Source organism: Sphingomonas sp. GW821-FHT10C01, from assembly GCF_059415525.1.
Map to the genome: position 1 here is coordinate 2,098,563 of NZ_JBWKNK010000001.1, position 26,213 is coordinate 2,124,775.

At 64.6% G+C, this 26,213-nt stretch carries 27 protein-coding genes and 1 tRNA gene; 20 read left to right on the forward strand and 8 right to left on the reverse strand.

The window, feature by feature from the left end:
• Positions 1 to 41: 41 nt before the first annotated feature.
• Genes AC07M1_RS10210 through gatA form a run of 3 tightly spaced genes read left to right on the forward strand, consistent with a single transcriptional unit; the run spans position 42 to position 3,647 of the window.
• Complete coding sequence (locus tag AC07M1_RS10210; RefSeq protein ID WP_495162434.1) at positions 42 to 1,832, forward strand: DUF4153 domain-containing protein; 1,791 nt, start codon at positions 42 to 44, stop codon at positions 1,830 to 1,832.
• A gap of 43 nt (positions 1,833 to 1,875) precedes the next feature.
• Positions 1,876 to 2,163, forward strand: a complete 288-nt coding sequence (gatC, locus tag AC07M1_RS10215; RefSeq protein ID WP_495162435.1) for an Asp-tRNA(Asn)/Glu-tRNA(Gln) amidotransferase subunit GatC — start codon at positions 1,876 to 1,878, stop codon at positions 2,161 to 2,163.
• A complete protein-coding gene (gene gatA / locus AC07M1_RS10220) occupies positions 2,163 to 3,647 on the forward strand; it encodes an Asp-tRNA(Asn)/Glu-tRNA(Gln) amidotransferase subunit GatA (RefSeq protein WP_495162436.1) in 1,485 nt (494 codons plus the stop codon). The genes gatC and gatA overlap by 1 nt, the downstream gene beginning before the upstream one ends.
• 4 nt (positions 3,648 to 3,651) lie before the next feature.
• Here the strand turns inward: gatA and AC07M1_RS10225 are convergent, their stop codons facing one another.
• On the reverse strand, positions 3,652 to 4,284 hold the full coding sequence (locus AC07M1_RS10225) for a hypothetical protein (RefSeq protein ID WP_495162437.1): 633 nt from the start codon (positions 4,282 to 4,284) through the stop codon (positions 3,652 to 3,654).
• A 166-nt stretch (positions 4,285 to 4,450) separates the two neighbouring features.
• Here AC07M1_RS10225 and gatB point away from each other — a divergent pair, with 166 nt between their 5' ends.
• From gatB to AC07M1_RS10245, 4 genes are all read left to right on the forward strand, one after another.
• Positions 4,451 to 5,920 carry an Asp-tRNA(Asn)/Glu-tRNA(Gln) amidotransferase subunit GatB gene (gene gatB, locus AC07M1_RS10230; RefSeq protein ID WP_495162438.1) on the forward strand — a complete coding sequence of 490 codons (1,470 nt, stop codon included), beginning with the start codon at positions 4,451 to 4,453 and terminating at the stop codon, positions 5,918 to 5,920.
• A 19-nt stretch (positions 5,921 to 5,939) separates the two neighbouring features.
• Positions 5,940 to 6,434, forward strand: a complete 495-nt coding sequence (locus AC07M1_RS10235; RefSeq protein WP_495162439.1) for a hypothetical protein — start codon at positions 5,940 to 5,942, stop codon at positions 6,432 to 6,434.
• Positions 6,435 to 6,548: 114 nt separating this feature from the next.
• A complete protein-coding gene (locus tag AC07M1_RS10240) occupies positions 6,549 to 7,223 on the forward strand; it encodes a hypothetical protein (protein WP_495162440.1) in 675 nt (224 codons plus the stop codon).
• The gene (locus AC07M1_RS10245; protein WP_495162441.1) at positions 7,220 to 8,122 is read left to right on the forward strand and encodes a hypothetical protein; all 903 of its coding nucleotides are present in this window, start codon (positions 7,220 to 7,222) and stop codon (positions 8,120 to 8,122) included. The genes AC07M1_RS10240 and AC07M1_RS10245 overlap by 4 nt, the downstream gene beginning before the upstream one ends.
• 2 nt (positions 8,123 to 8,124) lie before the next feature.
• On the opposite strand, the gene AC07M1_RS10250 is transcribed toward AC07M1_RS10245, so the two are convergent.
• Entirely contained in the window at positions 8,125 to 8,304 is a 180-nt protein-coding gene (locus AC07M1_RS10250; protein ID WP_495162442.1) for a hypothetical protein, read from the reverse strand.
• Positions 8,305 to 8,460: 156 nt separating this feature from the next.
• Here AC07M1_RS10250 and AC07M1_RS10255 point away from each other — a divergent pair.
• Positions 8,461 to 8,545 (forward strand) — tRNA-Leu (locus AC07M1_RS10255).
• A gap of 71 nt (positions 8,546 to 8,616) precedes the next feature.
• Positions 8,617 to 10,221 carry a trigger factor gene (gene tig, locus AC07M1_RS10260; RefSeq protein ID WP_495162443.1) on the forward strand — a complete coding sequence of 535 codons (1,605 nt, stop codon included), beginning with the start codon at positions 8,617 to 8,619 and terminating at the stop codon, positions 10,219 to 10,221.
• A 66-nt stretch (positions 10,222 to 10,287) separates the two neighbouring features.
• Here the strand turns inward: tig and AC07M1_RS10265 are convergent, their stop codons facing one another.
• A complete protein-coding gene (locus tag AC07M1_RS10265; RefSeq protein ID WP_495162444.1) occupies positions 10,288 to 10,878 on the reverse strand; it encodes a DUF4328 domain-containing protein in 591 nt (196 codons plus the stop codon).
• Positions 10,879 to 10,980: 102 nt separating this feature from the next.
• On the opposite strand from AC07M1_RS10265, the gene AC07M1_RS10270 reads away from it, so the two are divergent.
• Positions 10,981 to 11,910 (forward strand): glycosyltransferase family 2 protein, encoded by a 930-nt coding sequence (locus AC07M1_RS10270; RefSeq protein WP_495162445.1) that lies wholly within the window; start codon positions 10,981 to 10,983, stop codon positions 11,908 to 11,910.
• A 63-nt stretch (positions 11,911 to 11,973) separates the two neighbouring features.
• On the opposite strand, the gene AC07M1_RS10275 is transcribed toward AC07M1_RS10270, so the two are convergent.
• Positions 11,974 to 12,804, reverse strand: coding sequence for a MipA/OmpV family protein (locus AC07M1_RS10275; protein ID WP_495162446.1), 831 nt, complete (start codon positions 12,802 to 12,804; stop codon positions 11,974 to 11,976).
• Positions 12,805 to 12,963: 159 nt separating this feature from the next.
• Between AC07M1_RS10275 and AC07M1_RS10280 the strand changes: the two genes are divergently transcribed.
• From AC07M1_RS10280 to clpX, 5 genes are all read left to right on the forward strand, one after another.
• Entirely contained in the window at positions 12,964 to 13,698 is a 735-nt protein-coding gene (locus tag AC07M1_RS10280) for a response regulator (protein ID WP_495162447.1), read from the forward strand.
• Entirely contained in the window at positions 13,698 to 15,107 is a 1,410-nt protein-coding gene (locus tag AC07M1_RS10285; protein ID WP_495162448.1) for a sensor histidine kinase, read from the forward strand. Before AC07M1_RS10280 ends, AC07M1_RS10285 begins: the two co-directional genes overlap by 1 nt.
• Before the next feature lie 106 nt (positions 15,108 to 15,213).
• Positions 15,214 to 15,873 (forward strand): ATP-dependent Clp protease proteolytic subunit, encoded by a 660-nt coding sequence (locus tag AC07M1_RS10290; RefSeq protein ID WP_495162449.1) that lies wholly within the window; start codon positions 15,214 to 15,216, stop codon positions 15,871 to 15,873.
• Between the two features lie 56 nt (positions 15,874 to 15,929).
• Positions 15,930 to 16,217 (forward strand): hypothetical protein, encoded by a 288-nt coding sequence (locus tag AC07M1_RS10295; RefSeq protein ID WP_495162450.1) that lies wholly within the window; start codon positions 15,930 to 15,932, stop codon positions 16,215 to 16,217.
• A 93-nt stretch (positions 16,218 to 16,310) separates the two neighbouring features.
• A complete protein-coding gene (clpX, locus tag AC07M1_RS10300) occupies positions 16,311 to 17,582 on the forward strand; it encodes an ATP-dependent Clp protease ATP-binding subunit ClpX (protein ID WP_495162451.1) in 1,272 nt (423 codons plus the stop codon).
• A gap of 60 nt (positions 17,583 to 17,642) precedes the next feature.
• Here clpX and AC07M1_RS10305 read toward each other — a convergent pair whose 3' ends face one another.
• Entirely contained in the window at positions 17,643 to 18,170 is a 528-nt protein-coding gene (locus AC07M1_RS10305) for a hypothetical protein (protein WP_495162452.1), read from the reverse strand.
• 267 nt (positions 18,171 to 18,437) lie between these two features.
• Here AC07M1_RS10305 and AC07M1_RS10310 point away from each other — a divergent pair, with 267 nt between their 5' ends.
• From AC07M1_RS10310 to AC07M1_RS10330, 5 genes are all read left to right on the forward strand, one after another.
• On the forward strand, positions 18,438 to 20,849 hold the full coding sequence (locus AC07M1_RS10310) for an EAL domain-containing protein (RefSeq protein ID WP_495162453.1): 2,412 nt from the start codon (positions 18,438 to 18,440) through the stop codon (positions 20,847 to 20,849).
• Positions 20,850 to 20,903: 54 nt separating this feature from the next.
• Positions 20,904 to 21,830 carry a DUF808 domain-containing protein gene (locus tag AC07M1_RS10315; protein ID WP_495162454.1) on the forward strand — a complete coding sequence of 309 codons (927 nt, stop codon included), beginning with the start codon at positions 20,904 to 20,906 and terminating at the stop codon, positions 21,828 to 21,830.
• Positions 21,808 to 22,398, forward strand: coding sequence for a GNAT family N-acetyltransferase (locus AC07M1_RS10320; protein WP_495162455.1), 591 nt, complete (start codon positions 21,808 to 21,810; stop codon positions 22,396 to 22,398). Before AC07M1_RS10315 ends, AC07M1_RS10320 begins: the two co-directional genes overlap by 23 nt.
• Before the next feature lie 154 nt (positions 22,399 to 22,552).
• Complete coding sequence (locus AC07M1_RS10325; RefSeq protein WP_495162456.1) at positions 22,553 to 22,894, forward strand: hypothetical protein; 342 nt, start codon at positions 22,553 to 22,555, stop codon at positions 22,892 to 22,894.
• Positions 22,895 to 22,930: 36 nt separating this feature from the next.
• Positions 22,931 to 23,086 (forward strand): hypothetical protein, encoded by a 156-nt coding sequence (locus AC07M1_RS10330; protein ID WP_495162457.1) that lies wholly within the window; start codon positions 22,931 to 22,933, stop codon positions 23,084 to 23,086.
• Positions 23,087 to 23,134: 48 nt separating this feature from the next.
• On the opposite strand, the gene AC07M1_RS10335 is transcribed toward AC07M1_RS10330, so the two are convergent.
• The 3 genes from AC07M1_RS10335 to AC07M1_RS10345 are packed head-to-tail and all read right to left on the reverse strand — an operon-like array spanning position 23,135 to position 26,159.
• Positions 23,135 to 23,419 (reverse strand): hypothetical protein, encoded by a 285-nt coding sequence (locus AC07M1_RS10335; protein WP_495162458.1) that lies wholly within the window; start codon positions 23,417 to 23,419, stop codon positions 23,135 to 23,137.
• Positions 23,416 to 24,495, reverse strand: a complete 1,080-nt coding sequence (locus AC07M1_RS10340) for a serine hydrolase domain-containing protein (RefSeq protein WP_495162459.1) — start codon at positions 24,493 to 24,495, stop codon at positions 23,416 to 23,418. The genes AC07M1_RS10335 and AC07M1_RS10340 overlap by 4 nt, the downstream gene beginning before the upstream one ends.
• A complete protein-coding gene (locus AC07M1_RS10345; protein ID WP_495162460.1) occupies positions 24,492 to 26,159 on the reverse strand; it encodes a M1 family metallopeptidase in 1,668 nt (555 codons plus the stop codon). The genes AC07M1_RS10340 and AC07M1_RS10345 overlap by 4 nt, the downstream gene beginning before the upstream one ends.
• Positions 26,160 to 26,213 lie beyond the last annotated feature (54 nt).

The following is a 26,213-nucleotide window of genomic DNA, read 5'->3' on the forward strand; positions in this document are numbered from 1 at the left end:
GCAACCTTGATGACGTTGCACCGTAGGGGAAGGGCAGGCGCATGACGATTCGCATTCAGGATCAAGATGAGCGCTGGCCGCTCCTACCTTTCCTGCTGGCCGGCCTGGGCCTTGTTACCGGGTTGGTCGCCCATTTGATCCTCGGCACCGGCTATCAGCCGCAGATCAGTGCGGTTCGCCTGGCGTTGCTGAGCTTCGTCACCGTCTCGGCGCTGGTCTTTGCCTTTGTGGCGGTTCGCGATGATCTGCGGCGTTCGATCGGCTTCGCATTGGGCTGCGGCGTGATTTCGGCGCTGATCCTGTATTTCAACGGGGCCACGTCGGACTGGGGCGATACGGAGGGGTGGCGCGTATTCAGCCTGGCGCTGGCGATCGGTATCGCCGCGCCGCTGTTCCAGGCGGGCCGTGAATCGGGCTTCCGGCCGATTTCCTACCCGCTCGCCTATGACCATGCCTGGACCAACGCCATCCTGTGGTGTCTGGGTTGGGCATTCGTCGGCGTGACACTGTTGCTGAGCTTCCTGCTGGCTGCCCTGTTCCAACTGATCAAGATCGATTTCCTCAATGATCTGCTCCAGAAGGAATGGTTCTGGCGTCCGCTGATCGGATTGGCCTTCGGCGTCGGCCTCGCGCTGCTGCGCGAGCATAGCCGGATCGTTTCGCTGCTCCGGAGCGTCGCGATGCTGGTTCTGGGCGTACTGGCGCCGGTGCTGGCGATAGGCCTGGGCCTGTTCCTGCTGGCCTTGCCCTTCACGGGGCTTCAGCCACTGTGGGACGCGACCAAGTCGACCACCCCGATCCTGCTCGGCTGCACACTTGGCGCGCTGTTGCTGGTCAACGCGGTGATCGGCAACGGCGCCGACGACACATCGCGCAACCGCGTGCTGCGCTGGGCGGCGTTGTTGCTTGCACTCGTGATCTTCCCACTCGCCGGGATCGCCGCAGTCGCCACGGGCCTTCGCATCGGCCAATATGGCTTCACGCCCGAGCGGCTTTGGGCGCTGACCTTCGTCATTCTCGCCAGCGTGGTGGCCATGGCCTATCTCGTCAGCGTGATCCGTGGTCGTGCCGGTTGGGCAGAGAAGGTGCGTCCTGCCAACCTCAACCTGGCCATCGTCACCTGCGGCGTTGCCTTGCTTCTTGCTACGCCAATCCTCAGCTTCAACGCGATCTCGACCCGCGATCAGGTCGCGCGGCTCGAATCGGGGCGGATCAGCCCGGACAAATTTGATTGGCGCGCGCTTGCGTTCGACTTTGGAGCGCCGGGGCGTCACGCACTCGAACGGCTCAAGAAATCGTCCATCTCGACGATCCGCACCAAGGCGACCGAAGCGTTCGCCGCAAAGGATCGCTGGGAAGCGCCTGATGGCGACAAGGCAGTGCGCGAGGAGGCACTTGGCAAGACATTGCGTATCCTGCCCGCCGGAACTGCGCTAGCACCCGAACTGCGCGTGGCGATTGCGGCCAATTGGCAGTGTCGCGACAAACCGTGCACGCTGAGCTTCCAGCCGGGCGAGCGCGAGGCGTTGCTGTTGGTCGATTCCTGCTACCTGCCGTCGCCCACGGCAACAGCCGCCCCGGCAGCGGAGGCCGGTTCTCCACCCGTCGTGACGGTGCCCGCGCGCGCCTATTGTCCGATTGGGAGCCCGGAACGCTACGTGTTGAACGGCGGTAAGTGGATCAGTATCGACAAGCTTCCAGGTCGGGCTGAAGACCCGGCTGCACGCGCCCGGATTGCCGAAGGGATCAAATCCGGTGCAGTGCAGATCCGCAAGGTCGAACGCCGCCAGATTTTCGTCGGCGGAGAGCCCGTCGGCGACCCCTTCGAATAACCGCGCTTGATGCAATGGGGGCGTCGCTGCTAGGCGCCCCTTCATGTCCGTAGATACCGCAACCGTGAAGAAGGTCGCGAGCCTCGCGCGCATCGCGATCAGCGATGCCGATGCCGAGCGCCTCGCGCCCGAGCTCAACAACATCCTCGGCTGGATCGAGCAGCTCGGCGAGGTCGATACCTCGTCGGTCGAGCCGATGACCGCCGTTATTCCCAACACGCTGCGCCTGCGCGACGACGTCGTCACCGACGGCGGCATCCGCGACGACGTGCTCGCCAACGCCCCGCTCGCCGAGCATGGCTTCTTCACCGTGCCGAAGGTGATCGAATAATGACCGACGTTACAACTCTCGGCGTCGCCGCGCTGCGCGACGGTGTCCGCACCGGCGACTTTTCCGCGGTCGAGGTCGCCAACGCCTTCGTCGCCAAGGTGAGCGCCGCCAAGCCGCTCAACGCCTTCATCGTCGAGACGCCCGATCATGCGATCGCCGCGGCCAAGGCCGCCGATGCCGCGCGTGCGGCGGGTGAGACGCTCAAGCCGCTCGCCGGCGTGCCGATCGGCATGAAGGACCTGTTCTGCACCAAGGGCGTGCAGACCACCGCCGCCAGCCACATGCTGGAGGGGTTCACGCCGGTCTATGAATCGACCGTTTCGCAGAAATTGTGGGACGCGGGCGCGGGCATGCTGGGCAAGCTCAACCTCGATCAGTTCGCGATGGGCTCGTCGAACGAGACCAGCTATTTCGGCAATGTGATCTCGCCGTGGCGGCGCAAGGACGGCGGCAACGCCGCGCTCGCTCCTGGCGGGAGCTCGGGCGGTTCGTCCTCGGCGATCGCCGCGCGCCTCGTTCCCGCCGCGACCGGCACCGACACCGGCGGCTCGATCCGCCAGCCTGCGGCGTTCACCGGCATTTCGGGCATCAAGCCGACCTATGGCCGTTGCTCGCGCTGGGGCGTGGTCGCCTTCGCCAGCTCGCTCGATCAGGCCGGTCCGATGGCGCGCGATGTGCGCGACTGCGCGATCATGCTCGAGGCGATGGCGGGGTTCGACGTGAAGGACGCGACCTCGCTGGACATGGCCGTGCCCAATTGGGAAACTGCCCTGTCCGCCGATCTGCGCGGCAAGAAGGTCGGCATCCCCAAGGAATATCGCGTTGACGGCATGCCTGCCGAGATCGAGGCGCTGTGGCAGCAGGGTATCGACTGGCTCAAGGACGCGGGCGCGGAGATCGTCGAGGTCTCGCTGCCGCACACCAAATACGCGCTCCCGGCCTATTACATCATCGCCCCGGCGGAAGCTTCGTCTAACCTCGCCCGCTATGACGGCGTGCGGTACGGCCAGCGCGACCTGCCTGATGGCGCGAACCTTCAGGAGATGTACGCCGCGACCCGCGCCGCGGGCTTTGGCCCCGAAGTGCAGCGCCGTATCCTGATCGGTACCTATGTGCTGTCGGCGGGCTTCTACGACGCCTATTACACGCAGGCGCAGAAGGTCCGCACGCTGATCGCGCAGGATTTCGAGAAAGCATGGGCGCAGTGCGACCTGTTGCTCACCCCGACCGCGCCTTCGGCTGCGTTCGCGCTGGGCGAGAAGTCGGCCGATCCGCTGGCGATGTATCTGAACGACGTCTTCACCGTGCCGTCGAGCCTCGCGGGCATCCCGGCGATGTCGGTGCCCGGCGGCCTCGACAAGGACGGGCTCCCGCTCGGCCTCCAGATCATCGGCAAGCCGTTCGACGAACAGGGCGTGCTCAACGCGTCACTCGCGATCGAACAGCGGGCCGGGTTCACGGCGCGGCCGGAGCAGTGGTGGTAAGCGCCTAACGGCGCTTGTCGTCACGTTCGGCACTCTTCTGCTCCGCCTTCGCGAATATCGCCGGGTCGTCGTGATAACAATTGAGGACGACCCCGCTCGTGATAAGCTGGATCGCTAAGGCGACGAACCAGAATAGAGTGGTGACGTAGGCGATGCTGGTGGCCAGAAAGCCGCCAAGCCTGCCTGCACTGTCGTCCCCGCCGCCCAGCAGCCCCGGATAATATTCGAGCGCGGGTTCGGAGTTGGCACATTCAGCCTTTACCCGTTGCCAGTTGCGGGCGATCGCCTGCTGCGCAGTGTCTGCGGCGCCAATCGACAGGCTGGCCGAGAATGCGGACGCGAAGCCGAAGCTTGCGATGAAAAACCATTCCAGCAGGAATTCCGCGATCTTTACAATGCCCTCGTCGGGGCGACCCTGAACGGCCAGCGTTGTCGATTCGAAATAGTTCAGGACCAGATAGCCGAAGCCGGCCAGCAGCACGGATTGAATGGCCAGAAACCATGTCGTGCGCTGGTGCATCAGTTCATTTTCGTGGCGGACATAGTCGATGTGCGCGCGGTAGAGCGCGTCTACTTTCTGGAAGTTGAGTGCACGCAGTTGAGCCGAATCATTGCTGTCCGTATCCTGGTCCCCCACTGACTTCCCCTCCAAAAGTCGTTTCGTTACCGATACTGACAGCGATGCCGGTATTCGCAAGCGGGATAGGACGGCCCTGAGCGCGGCGCAGCGCGGTCGATTCTGATGGAAAATCCGCAACGCTTGGGGGTGTCGTCGGCAAAAAGGCCGTGCTAGCGGGTTCGGCATGACCGAGACTTCAACTTCGACCTATCGCATCAAAGGCGCAACCGGTGAGTGGGAGGTCGTGATCGGCCTGGAAGTCCACGCCCAGGTCACGTCCAACGCCAAGCTCTTCTCGGGCGCCGCGACCGAATTCGGCGCCGAGCCGAACACGCAGGTATCGCTGATCGACGCCGCGATGCCCGGCATGCTCCCGGTGCCCAACCGTGAGTGCATCCGTCAGGCGGTGCGCACCGGCATGGCGATCGACGCGCAAATCAACAAATGGTCGCGGTTCGACCGCAAGAATTATTTCTACGCGGATCTGCCGCAGGGCTATCAGATCAGCCAGCTCTACCACCCGCTGGTGGGCGAGGGTGAGATCGAGATCGAGGTGGAGGGCGCCACCAAGACCATCGGCGTTGAGCGCATTCATGTCGAGCAGGATGCCGGCAAGCTGATGCACGACCAGCATCCGCGCCTGTCCTATGTCGATCTCAACCGCTCGGGCGTGGCGCTGATGGAGATCGTCTCCAAGCCCGACATGCGCTCGCCCGCCGAGGCGGGGGCGTATCTGTCCAAGCTGCGCTCGATCCTTCGCTATGTCGGCTCGTGCGACGGCAATATGGACCAGGGCTCGATGCGCGCCGACGTCAACGTTTCGGTGCGGCGTCCGGGTGAGGAATTCGGGACTCGTACCGAGACCAAGAACGTCAACTCGGTCCGCTTCGTCATGCAGACGGTCGAGATCGAGGCATTGCGCCAGATCGACGTGATCGAGAGCGGCGGCAAGATCGTCCAGGAAACTCGCCTATTCGATCCGGACAAGGGTGAGACACGGTCGATGCGCTCCAAGGAGGACGCGCATGACTATCGCTATTTCCCCGATCCCGACCTGCTCCCGCTTGAGCTTGACGACGCGTTCCTCGACGCGTGCCGAGCCTCGCTCCCCGAGCTGCCCGACGCCAAGCGCGCGCGCTACCTCGCGCTCGACATCACCCCGTATAATGCGGGCGTGCTGACCGCCGAGGTCGAATCCGCGCGCTATTTCGACGCGCTGCTCGCCGCGGGCGCCAAGGGTCCCGCGGCGGCCAACTGGGTCACCTCGGAACTGTTCGGCGCGCTCAACAAGCTGGGCAAGGATATCGAGAACAGCCCGGTCGCACCCGCTCAGGCGGCCGAATTGCTTGGCCTCGTCGCTGACGGCACCATCTCCAACACGCTCGCCAAGCAGGTGTTCGAGATCATGCTCGAAACCGGCGGCAGCCCGGCGGCGATCGTCGAGGAACGCGGCCTCAAGCAGACCAGCGACACCGGCGCGATCGAGGCGGTGATCGCTGACGTCCTCGCCAAGAATCCCGGCCAGCTCGAACAATATCGCGGCGGCAAGGAGGCATTGTTCGGCTTCTTCGTCGGCCAGACGATGAAGGCGATGGGCGGCAAGGCCAATCCGGGCGTGGTCAATGAGCTGCTCAAGAAGGCGCTCGTCGGCTGAACGGGCAGGGGACAGATCGATGAAGCACATGCCGTTCCTGCCCCTTGCCGCGCTCGGCCTGCTGCTTGCTGGCCCGGCCACGGCGCAACGCATCGCTCCGCCGCCCGTCAACGACGGCTATGACTGGGCGATTCGCATCGACGAGGAGAGCCGCGTGCCGAGCGCTATCCTCGCCTATGAGGTCGACGGCACCGACGATCAGCCGCTCAACTTCAGCTGCGAACAAGGTGGAAACCGGATCTTCGCGAGCATTTCCGGCGGCGATCCGGCATTGCGCGGGATCGTCCTCAGTTCGGGCCCGCAAAGCTTGCGCCTTCCGGGCACGACCGAGGCGAACGAGGACGAGCCGCCGCACTTCACCTCGCAGGAGATCGTGGGCAACTCCCCGTTCATCCGTGCCTTCGCCGCCAATGGCTGGCTGCGGATGACCGCGCTGGGCCAGGCGACCGGCATGACCGGTAGCGCGGCAGGCAAGCAGGCGATCAAGCGCTTCGTGACATTCTGCACCCGCTAGCGCTGCGGTCTGGCGGAATCTGATCCCGCTTGCGCGCGTCCATTCGTGCGATAATTTCCTCCCGGGGCAGCGTTCCGGCGACTCGCCGGAACGCTTTTGAACAGGGGGATTTCGATGCCATCCAAGGGATTGGTGCGTCATGCGTGCGCCACGCTGACGGCCGTTGCCGTGATCTTGCCGGGCATTGCCGCGGCACAGGATTCGGCGGTTCAACAACCAACCGCTGCGGCAGTACCAGCGGTTGCCGCGCCGGCGCCGGCCTATCTCACGGATAGCGGTTCGCCGTTCGGCGCGGTCGAGGTCTCTGATGAGGACGCCGCGAAGCTCGAAATGCCCAAGCTGGCATTCGCTTCGACGCCCGCGGACGAGAAGGACTTCGACAAATATTATTACTTCGTTCGCACTGGGGTTTCCTATGCGGATGCCTATCGCGACATCGTCGAGTGCGACGGCTACGCGCGTGGCCTGCAGAGCGGGGTGACCTATACCCAGGTCCCGTATCCCTATTACGGCACGTTCGCTGGTGCGGCGGGCGGCATGATCGGCAACGCGATGGCGATGATGATCTTCGGGTCGGCCGAGAAACGCCGCATGCGCCGCGTGAACATGCGTAGCTGCATGTACTACAAGGGCTATGCGCGTCACGGCCTTAAGAAGGATCTGTGGGAGGAATTCCACTTCGAGGAAGGGCTTTCCGACATGCCTGAAAGCCGCCGCTTCGACTATCTCAAGCGCCAGGCGCTGGTCGCGGCGTCCGCGAAACCCGAAGGAAAGGAGCTGGGGCTGTGAAGCGCGTGTTGATCGCCACCGCGGCGCTTGCCGTCTGCATCTCGCCCGCTTTGGCCAAGAAGGACAAAATCGTCTTCGTCACGGCCTCTGCCGTGAAGGACCAGCCCGCCCTCGCGCTCGACCCTGCGCGCGCATATATTCTGATCCGCTCCAACGTCGCGATGCCGCTGCATTTGATGCGTATCCCGAGCAGCGAGGATCAGGCGAAATATGATGCCCTGAAGGCGGACGCCTTCGCCGAGGCACGTGAGAAATACACCAAGAAGAAGGCGGACTACGAGAAGGCGAGGGCAGCGTATGACAAGGCAAAGGCGGCTTATGACAAGTCGCCCAGGACCGTGGTCAAGCCGGTGCCGCCCGTGGAGCTGGTCGAGCCGACCGAGGCGAATTTCGAGTTCGTTCCCTTCGGATTGATGACGGGCGTGTCGATCGGCCCGCTCTTCCGCTTCGCCAAGGGGGAGGCGGGCGCATCGACCTATCTCCACGAGATCACGCCCGGAAAATATCGCATCTATGGCACGCTTTCGACGCTGCCGAGCGCGGGCGCCGCGGGAGGCTGCTTCTGCATGGGCAGCGTCGCGTTCGAGGTGAAGGCGGGACAGGTCACCGACCTCGGCTATTTGCGCGCACTGATGCCGGACGAGGTCAAGCCGCAGGAGGGCGACGCGACCCGCCTGTTCGACGGCGAGAAGGTAGCGGGTTATCAGTTCATCCAGGCAGCACCGGCTTCATGGCCGCTCGATCCACGGCTTTCCAGTGCGACGATCGTGCCCGCCAAATTCTGGCCGGTTGGGAAGATGCCCAATTATTTCGGTGTGTCGGTCGGGCGCATGCCGCCGATCGCGGGCGTCATGCGATACGACCGCGACCGCATCGTCGATCTGACGGCAACGCAATAGGCTTACGCCACCGGCTGCATCGGCGTCGCGGGCGGATCGCCCTGCGGCGCGGGCGCGGGCACGTCGATGTCAGGCTGGGGCGGGTGGATCTCCGGTCCGCCCGGTGTCGGTTGTCCAGGCTTGGGGGCAGGGGGTGCCTCCGGTGGCGGCACGGTGGGGCGGATCGGGGGTTCTACGGGCATCGGAAGACTCCTTTGCCCGGTTAACGCACCACGCCGAGCCCTGGTTCATCTCCGCCAGTCTCGTCGCGCAACGTCTCTGTCACATCGTGCATGCATCGCCGCTTGCCCCGGCCACCTGCCTTGCTATAGAGCGCGCCGACCTGCGGTGTCCTGAATGCGGGCGTGGCGGAACTGGTAGACGCGCTGGTTTTAGGTACCAGTATCGAAAGATGTGGGGGTTCGAGTCCCTTCGCCCGCACCAGTTTCCGCCCGGCGCGCGTGGTTGGACGCCGCGAAACCGATTCCACTTCCAGAGCAGGAAGCCTGAAAGAAATGCAGACTGTCGAGACGTTGAACGAGGGCCTGAAGCGCGCCTACACCCTGAAGATCACCGCGAAGGATATCGACGCACGCGTCGATGCCGAGGTCAAGCGCGTGGCGCCGACCATTCGTATGCCCGGCTTCCGCCCCGGAAAGGTTCCCGCGAACCTCGTCCGCAAGATGCACGGCGAAGCGCTGACCCAGGACGCGCTCAACACCACGATCCAGCAGGGCGTTCAGCAGCTTCTGGCCGATCACAAGCTGCGCCCCGCGATGCAGCCTTCGGTCAGCCTGGAAGGCGATTTCGCGCCCGGCAAGGACGCCGAAGTCAAGGTCGAACTGGAAGTGCTGCCCGACGTTCCGACCCCGTCGATCGAGGGCCTGAAGCTCGAGCGTCTGCTCGTTCCGGTGGACGAGAGTGCGATCGACGCGCAGCTCGCGCAGATCGCCGGCCAGCAAAAGGCCTGGGAAGACGCCCCCGCCAAGCACAAGGCGAAGCAGGGCGACCAGGTCACGATGGACTTTGTCGGCAAGGTCGACGGCGTCGCCTTTGACGGCGGCACCGGTGAAGCGATGGCGGTCGAGATCGGCACCGGCCGTCTGATCCCGGGCTTCGAGGACCAGCTCGTCGGCGTGAAGGCCGGCGACGAGACCCAGATCGAAGTGACCTTCCCCGAGGACTATGGTGTCGACACGCTCGCCGGCAAGCCCGCGACCTTCGACCTCAAGATCACTTCGGTGAAGACCTCGGGCGAGACCAAGGTCGACGAGGATTTCGCCAAGAATCTCGGTCTTGAGAGCCTCGATCAGCTGCGCGGTATCCTCAAGGGCCAGCTCGAGAGCGAGACCGGTGGCCTCACGCGCACCTATATGAAGCGCAAGCTGCTCGACCAGCTCGCCGCCGGCCATGACTTCCCGGTTCCGCCGTCGATGGTCGAAGCCGAGTTCCAGCAGATCTGGGCTCAGCTCGAGCATGAAGCGAGCCACGAGGAAGATCCCGAGGCCGCGAAGGCCGAGCTGGAAGCCGAGAAGGGCGACTATCAGGCGATTGCCGAGCGTCGCGTGCGCCTTGGCCTGCTCCTGTCGGAAATCGGCCAGGCGAACGGCGTCGAGGTAACCCAGGCGGAGATGAACCGCCTGATCGCCCAGGCCGCTCAGCAGTATCGTCCGGAGGACCAGCAGCGCTTCGTTCAGTACATCCAGCAGGAGCCGATGGCAGCTGCTCAGCTGCGCGCGCCGCTGTACGAGGACAAGGTCGTCGACTTCCTGTTCGAGAAGGCCGAAGTGACCGAGCGCGAAGTGACGCGCGAGGAGCTTGAAGCCGCGATCGAGAGCGAGGAGGGCGCCGTCCCCCACGTCCACGGTCCGGGCTGCGGTCACGACCATGACCACGACCACAAGCCGGCGAAGAAGGCCAAGGCCAAGAAGGACGAGGCCGCTCCGGCCGAGGACGTGAAGCCGGCCAAGAAGGCTGCGGCGAAGAAGGAAGAAACGGCGGCTGAGGAAGCCGAGGCGCCTGCCAAGAAGGCCCCGGCCAAGAAGGCGGCTGCCAAGGCCGATGACGCGGCTGAGGAAGCGCCGAAGAAGAAGGCTCCGGCCAAGAAGAAGGCCGACTAAGGCTTTCTCACGCGCAAGCGATACAAGGACCCCGCCTCGCCACCCGGCGCGGCGGGGTTCTTCGTTTCAGGCGAAGATTTCGGTCAGTTTTGGCGTGCTGCCGAGCTTCAGTTGAGCAACCGTAACCCGGCGGACCAGTATGATTGCAACGCTGGCCAGCATCAGCCCGACCGCACCCTTGATCATCAAGGGAATATTGCCGTTTTCCTCGCCGAAGCTGCGGACAAGAAAGGCCAGGACACCATTGCCCAGCCACAGTATCCACCAACTGGTGATCACCCAATGATTCTTCGAATGGTCCGTTTCGCCGTGGCTCGCGTTCCATAGCTCGCGCATCGCCTCAACAGGCATGATCAGGTTGGCGAAAGGAACCACGAACCACCAGATTCGGGACGCGGGGCTGAACTTCATTCCCTCGACCCCGCAATCGACGAGGTTGCGGCCCGCCACATAGATCCAACGTCCGAAGACGATCAGCGTCAGAGCCCATACGCCCATGATCGCAAACGGATAGATATGCTGCACGAGCAGGGCGTAAATGAGATAGGATGCCGGAGCGAAGGTCAACCAAGCCAGCAGGATCGGTATTATGATCGCGTCGATGAAGACAAGGATCGGCACGACGATAGCAAGAATCTGCAACTCGCCTGCACGCATATCTTTTCTCCCCGATCTTATGGTCGAGATGGCGGCGGGAAAGCACGTCGTCAAACGACAAAAGGGTCGAATACTGACGGCATCCCCCTTATGGCTGACGCGATGAATCCTTCCGTTGCTGTCATCCTGCCCTGCTACAACGAAGAAGCCGCGATCGGGCAGACCGTCGCGGCCTTCCGTGCGGCGCTCCCTGGCGCCGCCATCTATGTCTACGACAACAACAGTCGCGACCGCACGGTCGAGGTGGCGCGTGCGGCTGGCGCGATCGTCCGCGGCGAGCGGATGCAGGGCAAGGGCAATGTCGTCCGCCGCATGTTCGCCGATGTCGATGCCGATATCTATGTGATGGCGGATGGCGACGCGACCTATGACGCCACCGCCGCGCCCGCGATGATCGACAAGGTACTGAACGACGGGCTCGACATGGTCGTCGGTACCCGCATCCATGAGGCCGCCGATGCCTATCGCCGCGGTCATGTCCTCGGCAATCGCGCGATGACCGGACTGCTCGCGCGGCTGTTCGGGCGCAGCTTCACCGATATCTTCTCGGGCTATCGCGTCTTCTCGCGTCGCTTCGTGAAGAGCTTTCCCGTGCTCTCGGCCGGGTTCGAGATCGAAACCGAGATCAGCGTCCACGCGCTCGAGCTCAAGATGCCGGTGGGGGAGGTGGAGACCCGCTATCTCGCCCGACCCGAAGGCTCGGCGTCGAAGCTCTCCACCTATCGCGACGGCTTCCGCATCGCGCGGACCATCCTGACGCTCTATCGGATCGAAAAGCCGATCCTGTTCTTCGGACTGGTCGCCGCCGCGCTGGCGCTGCTGGCGGTGATCCTTTCGGTGCCGCTGGCGCTCACTTATGCCGATACCGGCCTGGTTCCGCGCTTCCCGACGGCGATCCTCGCCACGGGCCTCGTCATCCTGTCGGCGCTCAGCCTGTTCGCGGGATTGATCCTCGATACGGTGGTGCGGGGACGACGCGAGATGCGCCGCCTCGCCTATCTGGCCGTGCCTGGGCCGCTTCGCCCCGAATAGAAAATCCTCCCCCGCCGGAGGGAGATGGCGGAGGAGGAAGGCGGGGAGGCGTTTGAGCGGACCCTAGAAGCGGTAGGCGACGAACAGCCCGCCATGCCATTGGTCCGGGGACCCGCGCCGCACCACCAGCGGCGCATCGGCGGCGTCGCCCATCAGCCGCGAATAGCCGCCGACGGCGGTGACCATCCAGTTCCGGCCGAGCATGTAGCTGAGGTTCAAGCCCGCGCCGACATCCTTCAGGCCGCTTTCTGCGCGATAGACCGGCAGGCCGCTCCGCACCGCCTGCGCCGCGGTCACCCCGAAATAGGTGCCCATATAGTCCTTGTCGGCCCAGCTCGCCTTGGCACTCGCCGATGCGAAAAGCGTATCGCTCAGGTTGAAGCGGATGCCGGCCTCGCCTTCGCCGACCAGCCCCTCATGTCCGCCGGCGACATCCTTGGCGAGCGAGACGCGGACCCAGGCCTGGCGATACTCGAGCGAGAGCGCGCCGCCGGCCTCGATCGCGGTACCGACATCGCCGAGTCCGCGCAGGTCCTTGTTGCGCTTCTCCTTCCGGTCGCGGCGATAGCGTACCAGTGGGCCGGCCTTGATCGCGAAATCCTCCGACGGCTTCAGCCGGATGATGTTCACCCCGATCTCCGGCCCGCGGATGTAGGCGAGGTCGCGATACTCGACCGAGACGAAGGGGAAGGGCTGGAATTCGAACTCGTCAGATCCTTCGAAGTCGGGCGCATAAATGCCGCCTGCACCCAACATCACCTGCCAGTCGCCCTGCTGCGCTTCGGCGGATTGCGCGCGGGCCTGCGACGCGAACAGGCAGAGCGCGGGAAGGATCAGGAGCGGCAGCGGGTTGCTGAGACTGACGCGGCAGCGGAGTGCAAGCATGACTGGCATCGGGGATACTCCAGGGGATTGGGCCAAGGGGTTGGCCATGGAATTGGGGTGTCCGGCCTATACGCCGCTGGCCGCTGCCCCCGATTTCGCGCCGGTATCGGATTGTTGCAGATTGTTACGGGTGCAGACTCGGCCTTTGCCGGGCGCTATCTGGCGAACATGGCAAGGCAGGAAAACCCGCACATTCTGGTCGTCGACGACGATCGGCAGATCCGTACGATGCTGGCCCGCTATTTGAGCGACAATGGCCTGCGTGTGACGGCGGCTGAGGACGGGCGGCAGATGACCGACCTGATCGGCAAGTTCAATTTCGACGTCGTCGTGCTCGACGTGATGATGCCGGGCGACGATGGCTTCATCCTGTGCCAGCGCCTGCGTGCACGCAGTAACGTCCCGATCATCCTGCTCACCGCACGCGGCGAGGATACCGATCGCGTGATCGGGCTCGAGCTGGGCGCCGACGATTATGTGGCCAAGCCATTCAACCCGCGTGAGCTGCTCGCGCGGATCCGCGCCGCATTGCGCCGCGCCGCGATGGTGGCGAGCGCGGCGCCGGAGATTGTCGCGGATCGCTTTCATTTCGCCGGTTGGGTGCTCGACACGGGGCGCCGCACGCTGGTCTCGCCGGGCGGCTCGCTGGTCGAGTTGACCACGGGCGAGTTCGACCTGCTCGCGGCACTCGTCCAGCATCCGCAACAGGTCCTGAGCCGCGACCAGCTGCTCGACTATGTCCATGGCCGCTCCAGCCTGAACATCGATCGCAGCATCGATGTCCAGGTCAGTCGCCTGCGCCGCAAGGTCGAGCCCGATCCGCAGGCGCCCGAACTGATCAAGACCGTCCGCAACGGCGGCTATTTCTTCTCGGCCGCGGTCGATCCGGTAGCTGCCACATGATGCCGCGCCAGCCCTTTCTCAAGCTGCCTCGCCTCAAGCTGTCGGTACGGCTCGGTATCGCGATCATCCTCGCGGTGCTGGCGTCCTTTCTGCTCGATCAAACACTGCGCATGATGATCCCGCCGCCGCCCTTCCTGATGGTTGAGCGCGACTGGCTGGTCGCGACCGTCGCCGACGCGGCGCGGGCGCCCGAAGGAACGAAGCGCCCGGCGGATGCTGCCGACTATCTCGTGTTCGCGACCGTGACCGCGCCTCCGTTCGAGCAGGGCGGTCGCGGAGCGGCGTTCGCCGGTGGACTCCGCGCGTCGCTGGCCGAAGCGCTGAGCCGACCGGAGCAGGATGTCCGCATATGGGCGGATACCTTCAGTGACAATGCGTGGGAGCGGTCCTCCGATACCGCCGTTGCGATCATTCCAAAGGTGCCGATGCTGCTGACAGCGGAGGAACTGGCGAGTAATCGCAGCAGTGTGCTCGGTCGGCTCGAGATGGCGGTGCGCCGCGCCGACGGGCGCTGGCTGTTGGTCACCGCGCGCCGCACGACCGATGCGCGCTGGCACCAGATGCGGATGGTGCTGACGTTCGCGGGTAATTTCCTGATCCTGATGATCTTCTCGATCTGGATGGCGCGCAGCATCGTCGCGCCGCTCACCCGCCTCGCCAATGCCGCTGAGCGGCTTGGCCGCGATCGTGAGCCGACGCTGATCGGCGACATGCGCCTGCCCGAATTCGCCGCGATCGCCAGCAGCTTCGACACGATGCAACAGCGTCTCAAGCGCTTCGTCGACGAGCGGATCCAGATGCTCGCCGCGATCTCGCACGATCTGCGTACGCCGCTGACCCGGCTGCGGCTGCTCGCCGAGTATGTCGAGGACGGGGACCAGCGCGAGCAGTTGCGGTCCAACGTCGCCGAAATGGAGTCGATGGTCGCCGACGCGCTCGCCTTCATGCGGGAAGAGGCGAGTCACGAGCCGCCGAAGACGGTCGATCTCGCGACGATGCTGATCAGCCTCGCCGATACCCATCACGATCTGGGCGAGGACGTGGTCTATGAGGGGCCCGAGCATTTCGACATCCACTGCCGTCCGGTTGCGATGCGCCGCGCCTTTGCCAACTTGATCGCCAATGGCTGCAAATATGGCGAGGCAGTCCATATCGTGCTGACGGTGGAAGTGGATTGGGTCTCGATCGCCTTCCGTGACCGCGGGCCGGGCATTTCGCCCGAGGACGCCGAACGCGCCTTCGCGCCCTTCGTCCGGCTCGAAAGCTCGCGCGGGCGGGAAACCGGCGGTACCGGCCTTGGCCTCACCATCAGCCGCGACGCGGTGCGCAGCCATGGCGGCGAAATCGGCTTCGAGCGCGAAGGCGGCGTCTTCACCGTTCGCGTGCGCTTGCCTCGCACCGGAACCTGACCGGGCAGGGCGGAAGCCGCCCGTTCACCACCTTGCCCCCTTGCGCCCGGCTTGCCGAGCGCCGATGTAGTTCGCGGGCAAACACAAACGCACGAGATTCCCGCACATGCATCCCCTTATCGGTCAGATGACCGCCGACCCCGTCACCGGCGCGCTGGTTCCCATCGTTATCGAGCAGTCGAGCCGCGGTGAGCGCAGCTTCGACATCTTCTCGCGCCTGCTGCGTGAGCGCATCATCTTCATCACCGGGCCGGTCGAAGACCATATGGCCTCGCTGATCACCGCCCAGCTGCTCTTCCTCGAGTCCGAGAACCCGAAGAAGGATATCTGGATGTACATCAACTCGCCGGGTGGCGTGGTCACCGCCGGCATGGCGATCCACGACACCATGCAGTATATCCGACCGCGCGTCGGCACGGTGTGCATCGGTCAGGCCGCGTCGATGGGCAGCTTCCTGCTCGCTGCGGGTGAGCCGGGCCTGCGCGTCGCGCTCACAAATGCCCGCATCATGGTCCACCAGCCGTCGGGTGGTGCCCAGGGCATGGCGTCGGACATCGAGATCCAGGCGAAGGAAATCCTGCGCATCAAGCGCCGGATGAACGACCTGTACGTCAAGTACACCGGCAAGTCGCTCGAAGAGATCGAGCGCGCGATGGACCGCGACACTTTCCTCGAGGCGGATGAGGCCAAGGCCTTTGGCCTCGTCGACGAAGTCTATGAGAAGCGTCCGCAGCCGGCTGAAGGTGAGGGCGGCAGCGCCGCCTGAGCGGGGACCGGACGATCTTCATTCCGCTTCCCCTGCTGATCCTCGGCGCGGTCGTCGTGCTAGCGGTGCTTTTCTGGGTATTGTGCCGGGGGGCGGGGGAACGGAACGATCTTATTGCCCCGCCAAGGGCCGAATCGCGGCCCTCTCCCGTTCCCGCGGCCGCACCGGTCGCGGCGGAACCGGTCGAGATTTCCGAGGAGCTTCGGCTCGAACTGTGGAAGCTGATCCACACCGGAAATCCGATCATGGCGATCAAGCTGGTGCGGGACCGGACCGGGGTTGGGCTTAGGGAAGCCCATGACTATATTGAGGCAATGCGGCAGAGCGACGCGACGCTTCGCTAGCGATGCCGGATTTTTATTGTGGGTTTACCCGTGCGCGTTAGGATATGTGCCCGGAAAAGGAACGCGCCCCCTTCTGGTGCGAAAGGTGATTGAATGACCAAATTGAGTGGCGGCGATTCGAAGAGCACGCTCTACTGCTCGTTCTGCGGGAAGTCGCAGCACGAGGTACGCAAGCTCATCGCCGGACCGACCGTGTTCATCTGCGACGAGTGCGTTGAGCTCTGCAACGATATCATTCGTGAAGAGACCAAGTCGGCGCTCGTCAGCAAGAAGGACGGCGGCGTTCCGACTCCGCAGGAAATCTGCGATGTCCTCGACGATTACGTCATCGGCCAGTTCCGCGCGAAGCGGGTGCTGTCGGTCGCGGTCCATAACCATTACAAACGGCTCAACCACGGCGCCAAGGGTGCCGATGTCGAGCTCTCCAAGTCGAACATCCTGCTCGTCGGCCCCACCGGCTGCGGCAAGACGCTGCTGGCACAGACGCTGGCGCGCATCCTCGACGTGCCCTTCACTATGGCGGATGCCACGACCCTCACCGAAGCCGGCTATGTCGGCGAGGACGTCGAGAACATCATCCTCAAGCTGCTCCAGGCTTCCGACTACAACGTCGAGCGGGCGCAGCGCGGCATCGTCTATATCGACGAGATCGACAAGATCAGCCGCAAGGCCGAGAATCCCTCGATCACGCGCGACGTGTCGGGTGAGGGCGTTCAGCAGGCGTTGCTCAAGCTGATGGAAGGCACCACCGCTTCGGTCCCGCCGCAGGGCGGCCGCAAGCATCCGCAGCAGGAATTCCTCCAGGTCGACACGACCAACATCCTGTTCATCTGTGGTGGCGCCTTCTCGGGCCTCGAAAAGATCATCGGCGATCGCCTGCAGGGCAAGTCGATCGGCTTCGGCGCCTATGTCGCCGCGCCGGAAGAGCGTCGCACCGGAGAGGTGCTACGCCAGACCGAGCCGGAGGATCTGCTCAAATTCGGTTTGATCCCCGAATTCGTCGGTCGTCTGCCGGTCGTCGCGACGCTCGAGGATCTCGACATCGCGGCCCTGGTCAAGATCCTGACCGAACCGAAGAACGCGCTGGTGAAACAGTATCAGAAGCTGTTCGAGATGGAGAATGTGAAGCTCAGCTTCACCGACGACGCGCTGGTATCGGTTTCCAAGAAGGCGATCGAGCGCAAGACCGGTGCGCGCGGACTCCGCTCGATCCTCGAAGGCATCCTGCTCGACACCATGTTCGACCTGCCGTCGATGGATGGCGTGGACGAGGTGATGATCGACAAGGACGTGGTCGAGGGCCGCAAGGAACCGATCCGCGTCTACGCGGAGAAGAAGAAGTCGGGGAGCGGCGACGCCGCCTGATCAAGTCGGACAATTCCGAAATGCGAACGGGCGCCGGCTCTAACCGGCGCCCGTTTCGCGTCAGGGGTTCTTGAACACGAACACTGGACCCAGATCGACCGTATGCGCCGCGCCGCCCAGCGTCAGCGCCGCATTGACGGTTCCAGCGTCATGGTCTGCCGCGGCTAGGCCCTTCACATGCACCAGCTTCCAGCTGTCGGTCAGCTCGACCGACCCGCCCAGCACCGGCGTATAGGGTGCCGACGCCTGCACGACGCTCGCCGATATATGGGTGCGGCCCCCAGTGCCACCGCCTGCCAGTCGTGCCCAGAATGCCATCACCAGCTTGTCGCCCTTGATGATCGCACCCTTGATCGGCGCCGACGCCCCGACGTCCCACGCGTTTGCCGGCTTAGCGGCGACCGTTACGCGCATCGCTCCGCCGCCTTGGACTGCAGGGTCCTTGCGTCCCTTGTGGGTCTGTCCGGCGCCGAAGACGGACCAGTTGGCGCTGGGCTCGTTGAGCATCACAGGCTCGGCGGTCTGGCCCTGCGCCACCCCGGCCGGCATCGTCACGGCGGCAAGCCCCAGCGCGATCCAATGTTTCATCCTTCTCCCTCCCTGTTGGTTGGAGAGATGATTCATCATGCCAATTACAATATCAATATAGAACCAATTCGACGGGGCCAGCTGGACTTCGCCGGGCCAGCGCTTTCTCCCGCGGAACATACCCGGAATGGATAGGGTTTCTCATCCGCGGTAGGCCAAAGCTTCGGTTCATCGCAAAACCGCCGATTTTCTCAGCTCCGCCCCGGATTGCTTGACGAAATCTTTACCGCGAATGCCGCTTGAACGCCTGCTGTTCCGGAGGCGTCCATGTTCGATCTCTATTATTGCATCACCGGCGAGCATGATCTCCGATTGGTAGTGTTGGCGGCAATCGTGTGCCTGGTTTCGACGGCATCGGCGGTGCTGCTGCTGCGTCAGGCGAAGCTGTCGGGGAGCCGTGGGCGTGTCCATTGGTCGATCGTGGCGGGCATCACCACTGGCCTTGGCATTTGGACCACCCATTTCGTCGCAATGCTGGGCTACGACCCCGGGATCGTCGTCGGCTATGATCTTGAGCATACCGCGCTGTCGCTGGTGATCGCGATGGCGCTGACAACGATCGGATTTGTCACAGCGATTCAACGCCGTAACCGGTTCCGACGGGCGCTGGCGGCGCTGATGGTCGGCGGCGGTATCGCCACCATGCACTATGTCGGCATGTCGGCGGTTCAGTTCCCGGGTACCTTTTCGTGGCGTGCGGGCTATGTGGCGCTGTCGCTGCTGTTCGCGGTGCTGCCCATCTATCCGGCACTGGTGCTGACCCTCGACAGCGGCCGGTTCTGGCGCGGCGTGGCCGGCGCCGGGCTGATGACGCTCGCGATCGTGCTGCTCCACTTCACCGGCATGACCGCGCTGAAAGTCATTCCCATTCCAGGCGACGAAGTCCCCGCGATGCTGCTCTCGTCCGGAGCCATGTCGCTTTCCCTTGCGGCCGGCGCGATCGCGATCCTGTTGCTGACCTGCGCGGCGGTGCTGGTGACCCGGCGGACCCAGGCGGCACTGCGCGTCCAGCTCGATCTCGCGCTCTCCAACATGCATCAGGGGCTGTGCCTGTTCGATCGCGACGAGCGGCTGATCCTGCGCAACCAGCGTTTCCTCGACCTGTGGGGCCTCAACGAGGACGATTGCACGCCCGGTATGACCTTGAAGGCGGTCGCGGCCACCGTGACGCGGGGCCGTGACGCGTTTCCAGCCGGGGACGATTGGCATGCGCGAATGCAGGATACGCTCTCGCACAGCCTTGCCGATCCCGATGCCGCGCCCGTCATTGCCGAGATCGGCGACAATCTCGTCCTCTCCATCGCCAGCCGCGCGCTGCCCGATGGCGGCTGGGTCAGCACCTTCGACGACATTACCGAACGCCGCCGCTCTGAGGAGAAGATCGCCTTTCTCGCCATGCATGACGGCCTGACCGGTCTGCCCAATCGCGCGCGCTTCAACGTATGGCTCGATTTCGAGCTGGAACGCGCGACGCGTGCCGGTCAGCGTCTGGCGGTGGTCATGATGGATCTCGACGGGTTCAAGGAGATCAACGACACCCACGGCCACGCCGCCGGCGACCTGCTGCTGGAGGCGCTCGCTGCCCGGCTCAGCGCCGCGCTGGGCGAGGGCGAGGTCGTCGCGCGTCTCGGCGGCGACGAGTTCGCCGCAGCGAAGATCTTCGCGAATGACGGCGATCTGGAAGCATTCGTCACCCGCCTCGAAACCTGCTTCGCCGACCCGTTCGAGAATCGCGATTCGAGCTTCCTGGTCGGCGCCAGCATCGGCGTCGCCGCCTATCCCACCGACGGCAATGACCGCGAAACGGTCCTCAACAACGCCGATCTCGCAATGTATCGCGCCAAGGCCAGCATCGGCACCGCCGCGACCTGCTATTACCAGCCTGGCATGGACGAGACCGCGCGTGCACGCCGCCAGCTCGCCAACGATCTGCGTCAGGCGATCGACCGCGGCGAATTCACGCTGGCCTATCAGCCCCAGCACTCACTGCGTGACGGCGAACTCAGCGGCTATGAGGCGCTGCTGCGCTGGAACCATTCGACGCGTGGCTGGATCTCTCCGTCCGACTTCATCCCGGTGGCCGAGGAAACCGGTGAGATCTTCCGCATCGGCCAATGGGTGCTGCGCGAAGCCTGTGCGGAGGCGGGCCGCTGGCCTGGTAACACCAAGATCGCGGTCAACCTGTCCCCGGTCCAGCTCATGCAGCCTGACCTGGCCGAGCGCGTGACCGAAATCCTGCTCGAAACCGGTCTCTCGCCGACACGCCTCGAACTGGAGATCACCGAAAGCGCGATCATCAGTGACAAGGTCCGCGCGCTTCAGGTGCTGCGCCGGATCAAGGCGCTGGGCATCAGCATCGCGATGGACGATTTCGGCACCGGCTATTCGTCGCTCGACACGCTCCACTCCTTCCCGTTCGACAAGATCAAGATCGACAAGTCGTTCGTGTTGGGTTCGGGCGAAAGCCCACAGGCGCGGGCGATCATCCGCGCCGTGCTGGCGCTGGGACAGAGCCTCAACGTGCCGGTCCTGGCTGAAGGGGTCGAATCGGCCGCCCAGCTCCAGATGCTCGAAAGCGAAGGCTGCGACGAGGTTCAGGGCTTCTATCTTGGCGCGCCTGCGGGGGCGCCCAGCAAGGCGATCGCACCGGAGATCAGGCACGCACACGCCGGGGTGTGACATTTCGCGTCGCGCCGCGTAGCGATTCGTCAGTCACTTCCCGAAAGGATTCGCATGCCGTCCGGTCTCGCCGCGCTTCTTGACGACGTTGCCGCTATCACCAAGCTCGCCGCCGCCTCGCTCGATGATGTCGGCGCCGCGGCGGGGAAGGCGGGCAGCAAAGCGATGGGTGTGGTGGTCGACGATGCCGCGGTCACACCGCGCTACGTCACTGGCCTCTCGCCCGACCGCGAACTCCCGATCATCTGGAAGATCGCGATGGGGTCGCTGCGTAACAAACTGTTGCTGCTGCTCCCCGGCGCGCTGCTGCTCAGCTGGCTCATCCCCTGGGCGATCACGCCGCTGCTGATGATCGGCGGCGCGTTCCTGTGCTTCGAAGGCGCGGAAAAGGTGATCGAGGCCTTCGGCGCCGGCGATCACGGCGCCGAGGAAGAGGCGATCGGCGACCCTGCGCATCTGGAGGCCACCAAGGTTTCCGGCGCGATCCGCACCGACCTCATCCTCTCGGCGGAGATCATGGCGATCGCGCTGGCGGACGTCGCGGACAAGCCGCTGTGGGAACGCGGCGTGGTGCTCGCCATTGTCGGCATCGGCATCACCGTGCTGGTCTATGGCGTGGTCGGGCTGATCGTGAAGATGGACGATTTTGGCCTGCATCTGGCTCGCCGTCCCTCGCAACTCGCCCAGGCGATCGGGCGTGGCCTGGTCAAGGGCATGCCGGTAGTGATGCGCGCGCTGTCGATCATCGGCACCGCCGCGATGATCTGGGTCGGCGGCGGCATCCTCGTCCATGGCGCCGCACAGCTTGGCTGGCACGCGCCCGAGCAGGCGATCCACCACGTTGCCGAAGCGATCTCGCATAATGGCGTGATCACCTGGATCGTTACCGCCACCGGCTCCGGCATTGTCGGCCTCGCTGTCGGCGCCGTCATCGCCTTCGTCATTGGGAAGCTGTTCCATGGCAAGTCCGACGCCCATTGATATCCGCGACGCCACGCCGGCGGATGCGTCGCGCGTCGTTGCGACGCTAAGCCGGGCGTTCGAGCAGGATCCGGTCTTCGACTGGGTCTTCCCCGATACCGCCGCCCGCGCGCGATCCGTGCCGAAGGTCTTCGACCTGTTCTTCTCGGGAAACACGCCGCCCGGGATGCGCCTCGTCACGCCGGACTGCGCTGCGGTAACGCTGTGGCAGGCGCCGAACACGCCCGGCGAGATCGGCTTGCGCGCCGCGTGGCGGATGTGGCGCGCGACCGGCAGCGCCATCTTCCGCCTCAAGCGCGTGGGTGAGGCGGTCGAGGCGCATTTCCCGCCACAACCCTTCTGGTATCTTCAGATCGCCGGTGTCGATCCGGCGCATCACGGCACAGGGCTGGGCCGCGCGATCGTGCAGGCGGGCCTCGACCGCATCGGCAACGCCCCGGTCTATCTCGAAACGTCAAAGCCGAAGAATCTCGGCTTCTACGAAAGCCTCGGCTTCCGCGTCGTCGGCGAATGGGACGTCCCCGGCGGCGGCCCGCATTTCTGGTCGATGCTCCGTCCACAGGCCTGAACTGCACTCCAGCCGTCGTCCCGGCCTTGTACCGGGATCCACACCACCTGGGGGCAATGCCGCCCAATCGCTGGGCAGCCGCTTGCCTCCCGGCGGATTCCGCAACGCCGATCCGCGATTGCGTCGGCGCGTGCTTCACGGATAAGCTCGCGCCATGTTCTCGCTGAGCCTATCCCGCTGGTTCCGCCTGCTCGCACCGCTCTTCCTGCTGGTGTCGGGGCCGAGCGGGCTGATGTGCGGCGTCGCGACCGCCGCGCCGGCTGTCGCGATGAGCGAGTGCGAGGCATCGATGCCCGGCATGCCCTCCGGCGATTCGACGCCCGACAAGGTAAAGCCGGGCGACACGATATGCCGCGCGCCCTGCGTGCTGGTGATCGGTGCGCTTCCCGCTCCGACGGAACTCGCCACTATCCCGCAATTCGCCGCACCCCAATTGGTTCGGCCGCTTACGGGTCTGCGCGACCCGCCCGACTATCCCCCTCCGCGCGCCGCCTGAACTTCCAACGTTCAAGCATCAAACGGAGTTAAACACATGAAGAAGATCATTCTGGGCGTGGCGATTGCCATTGCCTTTCCCTCTGCCGCCTTCGCTGCCGAGGGGCCTAAGACCGAATGCAAATGCTGCAAGGACATGAAGGACTGCAGCTGCTGCCCGAAGGACGGCAAGCCCGAAGAGCATAAGCACTGAGTAAGGGCCGGAGGGGCATTGCCTCTCCGGCTTGCTGTTGCCGTTGGGTTAGCTGCGCCTGGCGGCCAGCCAACGACTGAATGTCCTGACGAGATGGCAGAGTCCCAGGACAAGGATTCCGGCGAACACAGCCGGCACGTAGAAATACAACAGGCCGATCGGTGCCTGTGCGTCTGCATCGAAGACAATCGTGTAGGCCGTCGCCAGTAGACAGCAGGTCAGTATCGCACCCGCGACCGCCCTGACCGGGCGCCTACGCCAGATCAAGGCCGCCGACAGGGTGATCGCCAATTGGATAGCGAACAGAGTCGCTAAATAGGCTGTGAACGTCATCTGGGATTCTTGGCCGCCACCCTCGGCGCTTCGGCCTTCACCAGCGCCGGCAGGATGTGCCGCTCGATCAGCGCGCTGCTCAACTGGTGCATGTCGCGCTGGTTATAGTTGGTGCTCAGGATCACCACGACCGTCTTGAGGGTCGGGAACAGCACCACCTTGTTGCCGCCATTGCCCGACATATAGAATCCCGGCCAGGGGCGGGGATTGTCCGGCTCGCGATAGTCGCGGACCCACCACAGATAGCCATAGCCGTCGAGTGGCGTCGCCTTGGCGCGGACGGTCAGCATCTCGCGCAGCCACGCGCGGGAGACGATCTGCTTTCCGCCCGCCATGCCGCCATCCAGGATCAACTGGCCGATCGCCGCGAAATCCCGCGCGCGCAGGCTCAACTGGCCGCCGCTCTGGATCTCGCCATTGGGGGAAGCCTTCCATTGCGCACCGGTGATGCCCAGCGGATCGAACAGCCGCCGCTGGACATAGGCGTCGAACCGCTCGCCCGTGGTTCGCTCAACGATACGGCCGAGCAGGAAGGCGCCGGCGGTGCAATAAGAATAGCGTCCCAGTCCGGTTGAACCCCGCGCGTAATCCTTGGCGATCGGGATATCGAGCGCGAACCGGGTCCAGTCGCGCGTCTCGTACATCCGCTCCTCATTCCCCGGGCTGGCGTCTGTCCAGTCGTCGCAGTCGAGCGCCGAGGACATGGTCAGCAGATCGCGGATCGTGATCGCGCGTTTCGCCGGGCCGTCATGGGCAAAGGGTTCGCGGTCCTTGAAGAAGCCGAACACCGGCAGGTCGATGCTCGCCAGTTTTCCGTCGTCGATCGCCATGCCGATCGCGATGGCGGTGATCGACTTGCCGCTCGAGCGTGCATCGATCCGGCTCTCCGGGGTGTTGCCGCGATAGTCGCCCGCGAACACCGTTTCCCCATGCCGGATCACGCGGATCGCCTCGATCTTGCGATACTTGCCCGCCTCGATCTCCGCCGACATCGCCGAGAGATCCAGCGCTTGCGCGGCGGTTGCACCCGGCGTGGCCGTCAGCGCGATGGCGATCGATGCGGTAAGCGCTCTCATTTGCGCTGCATCGCCTCTATTGCCGGGCTCCGCCGCAGCACGCGCGCCATCGGGTCGATCACCACGTGCGCGTCGGCCGGTACCTCGATCGTCTCGCGCCCGCCCGCCATCGCCAGCTTACGCGTCGTACCGTTCACCGCGATCTCGATCGGGAGCGGGAAGGGCGCGCCCCTCGCCGTCTTCCAGGCCAGTGTCAGCCTGGCGCCCGTGCGCGTCTGGACCAGCTCGGGCAGCGCGGCCTCCCGCAGATAGACGTCGAAGAACCAGCTGAGGTCGCGGCCGGCCTCGGCGTTCATCAGCCCCTCGAACTCGGCGGTCGAGGTGAAGCGTGGCTTGAAATTGCCCGGCTTGGGGTCCGGCCGCCCATAGACCAGCCGCCGCGTCGCGTCGAAGAAGGGCTTGTCGCCGATCAGGTAGCGCAGCGTGTGCAGCACCCAGGCGCCCTTGTAGTAGATATCCTGCCCAGGCCCGCCCAGCTCGGTCCGGTAGACCTCGTCCGATGCCCTGACCTTGCCGGACGTCAGCGGCATATAGTTCAGGATGAACTTGCGCTGGTTGGCCATCATCGCGGCGTAACGTGCCTCGCCCTCGCGCCACTGGCCGTAGAGCGGCTGCATGTACTGGCCATAGCCTTCGTGCAGCCAGAAATCGTCCCAGTTGGCGGCGGTCATCTGGTTGCCGAACCATTCGTGCGCCAGTTCGTGGTGGAACAGCCAGTCGAACCCGGTCTCGTCCTTCCTATAGTCGTTGCCATAGGCGTTGACCGTCTGGTGCTCCATGCCCAGATGCGGCGTTTCGACCACGCCCAGCTTCTCGTCCGCGAAGGGGAAGGGGCCGATCACGCTTTCGAAGAAATCGAGCGTCGGGGGAAATTCGGCGAACAGCCCCTGCGCCTGCTTCTCCTTGCCGGCCAGGTGCCACAAGTGCAGTGGCACCTTGTTCCCGAACTTGCTGTCATATGTCCCCTTGATCTCGCCATAAGGGCCGATGTTGATCGCGACGAGATAGGGGTTGATGTTCTTGGCTAGCCACGTCCAGCGCGTCGTGCCGCCTGCGACCGGTTCGACCGAGACCAGCTTGCCGTTGGCGATCGCCTGGGTGCCGCGCGGCGCGGTGATCGCCAGCCTGATCTCGGGCACCTCGCCTGCGGGGAAGTCGAGGCACGGCCAGAACAGGTCGCAGCCATAGCCCTGCGTGGTGGTCGCGATCCACGGCTTGCCCTGCCAGCTCGACCAGACGATGCCGTCGTCCCACGGCGCGTTGACCGCCTCGTGCGGCCGCCCGGCATAGCGGATCTTCGCCACGACCTTGCCGCCGGCCGCAACCGGCCTCGGCAGGTCGATGACGAGCCGTCCGTCGAGGTTGCGCCAGCTTCCGGCTTTCAGCGGCGTTCCGTCGATCTCGATTCCAGAAACCCCGAAATTCTTGTCCAGGTCGATCAGCAGCCGGGTCTGCGCGATGCGTGTCGAGAGTGTCAGTTCCGCCACCCCGGAAAGGAACCTGCGTTCAGCATCGATCCCAACATCGAGCGCCACATGTTCCACTTTGAGTGCCGCGCGCTCCGGCTCGATCTCGCCGCCCGACTGTTTGGTAGTGGGGGTGATCGGCGGCTCGCCCTTCTGCGCAAGTGCCGGGGAAGACAGAAGAATCAGCGCCGAAGCCAAGAGCCGATTGATGCGACGCCCCCGCACCCCATATAGTTGGACGAATCCGCCCTT

Bases quoted from the DNA above. Each gene is read 5' to 3' on its own strand.
- AC07M1_RS10210 (WP_495162434.1), top strand. From the start codon at position 42: ATGACGATTCGCATTCAGGATCAAGATGAGCGCTGGCCGCTCCTACCT.
- gatC (WP_495162435.1), top strand. From the start codon at position 1,876: ATGTCCGTAGATACCGCAACCGTGAAGAAGGTCGCGAGCCTCGCGCGC.
- gatA (WP_495162436.1), top strand. From the start codon at position 2,163: ATGACCGACGTTACAACTCTCGGCGTCGCCGCGCTGCGCGACGGTGTC.
- gatB (WP_495162438.1), top strand. From the start codon at position 4,451: ATGACCGAGACTTCAACTTCGACCTATCGCATCAAAGGCGCAACCGGT.
- AC07M1_RS10235 (WP_495162439.1), top strand. From the start codon at position 5,940: ATGAAGCACATGCCGTTCCTGCCCCTTGCCGCGCTCGGCCTGCTGCTT.
- AC07M1_RS10240 (WP_495162440.1), top strand. From the start codon at position 6,549: ATGCCATCCAAGGGATTGGTGCGTCATGCGTGCGCCACGCTGACGGCC.
- AC07M1_RS10250 (WP_495162442.1), bottom strand. From the start codon at position 8,304: ATGCCCGTAGAACCCCCGATCCGCCCCACCGTGCCGCCACCGGAGGCA.
- tig (WP_495162443.1), top strand. From the start codon at position 8,617: ATGCAGACTGTCGAGACGTTGAACGAGGGCCTGAAGCGCGCCTACACC.
- AC07M1_RS10265 (WP_495162444.1), bottom strand. From the start codon at position 10,878: ATGCGTGCAGGCGAGTTGCAGATTCTTGCTATCGTCGTGCCGATCCTT.
- AC07M1_RS10270 (WP_495162445.1), top strand. From the start codon at position 10,981: ATGAATCCTTCCGTTGCTGTCATCCTGCCCTGCTACAACGAAGAAGCC.
- AC07M1_RS10275 (WP_495162446.1), bottom strand. From the start codon at position 12,804: ATGCCAGTCATGCTTGCACTCCGCTGCCGCGTCAGTCTCAGCAACCCG.
- AC07M1_RS10280 (WP_495162447.1), top strand. From the start codon at position 12,964: ATGGCAAGGCAGGAAAACCCGCACATTCTGGTCGTCGACGACGATCGG.
- AC07M1_RS10285 (WP_495162448.1), top strand. From the start codon at position 13,698: ATGCCGCGCCAGCCCTTTCTCAAGCTGCCTCGCCTCAAGCTGTCGGTA.
- AC07M1_RS10290 (WP_495162449.1), top strand. From the start codon at position 15,214: ATGCATCCCCTTATCGGTCAGATGACCGCCGACCCCGTCACCGGCGCG.
- clpX (WP_495162451.1), top strand. From the start codon at position 16,311: ATGACCAAATTGAGTGGCGGCGATTCGAAGAGCACGCTCTACTGCTCG.
- AC07M1_RS10305 (WP_495162452.1), bottom strand. From the start codon at position 18,170: ATGAAACATTGGATCGCGCTGGGGCTTGCCGCCGTGACGATGCCGGCC.
- AC07M1_RS10310 (WP_495162453.1), top strand. From the start codon at position 18,438: ATGTTCGATCTCTATTATTGCATCACCGGCGAGCATGATCTCCGATTG.
- AC07M1_RS10315 (WP_495162454.1), top strand. From the start codon at position 20,904: ATGCCGTCCGGTCTCGCCGCGCTTCTTGACGACGTTGCCGCTATCACC.
- AC07M1_RS10320 (WP_495162455.1), top strand. From the start codon at position 21,808: ATGGCAAGTCCGACGCCCATTGATATCCGCGACGCCACGCCGGCGGAT.
- AC07M1_RS10325 (WP_495162456.1), top strand. From the start codon at position 22,553: ATGTTCTCGCTGAGCCTATCCCGCTGGTTCCGCCTGCTCGCACCGCTC.
- AC07M1_RS10330 (WP_495162457.1), top strand. From the start codon at position 22,931: ATGAAGAAGATCATTCTGGGCGTGGCGATTGCCATTGCCTTTCCCTCT.
- AC07M1_RS10335 (WP_495162458.1), bottom strand. From the start codon at position 23,419: ATGACGTTCACAGCCTATTTAGCGACTCTGTTCGCTATCCAATTGGCG.
- AC07M1_RS10340 (WP_495162459.1), bottom strand. From the start codon at position 24,495: ATGAGAGCGCTTACCGCATCGATCGCCATCGCGCTGACGGCCACGCCG.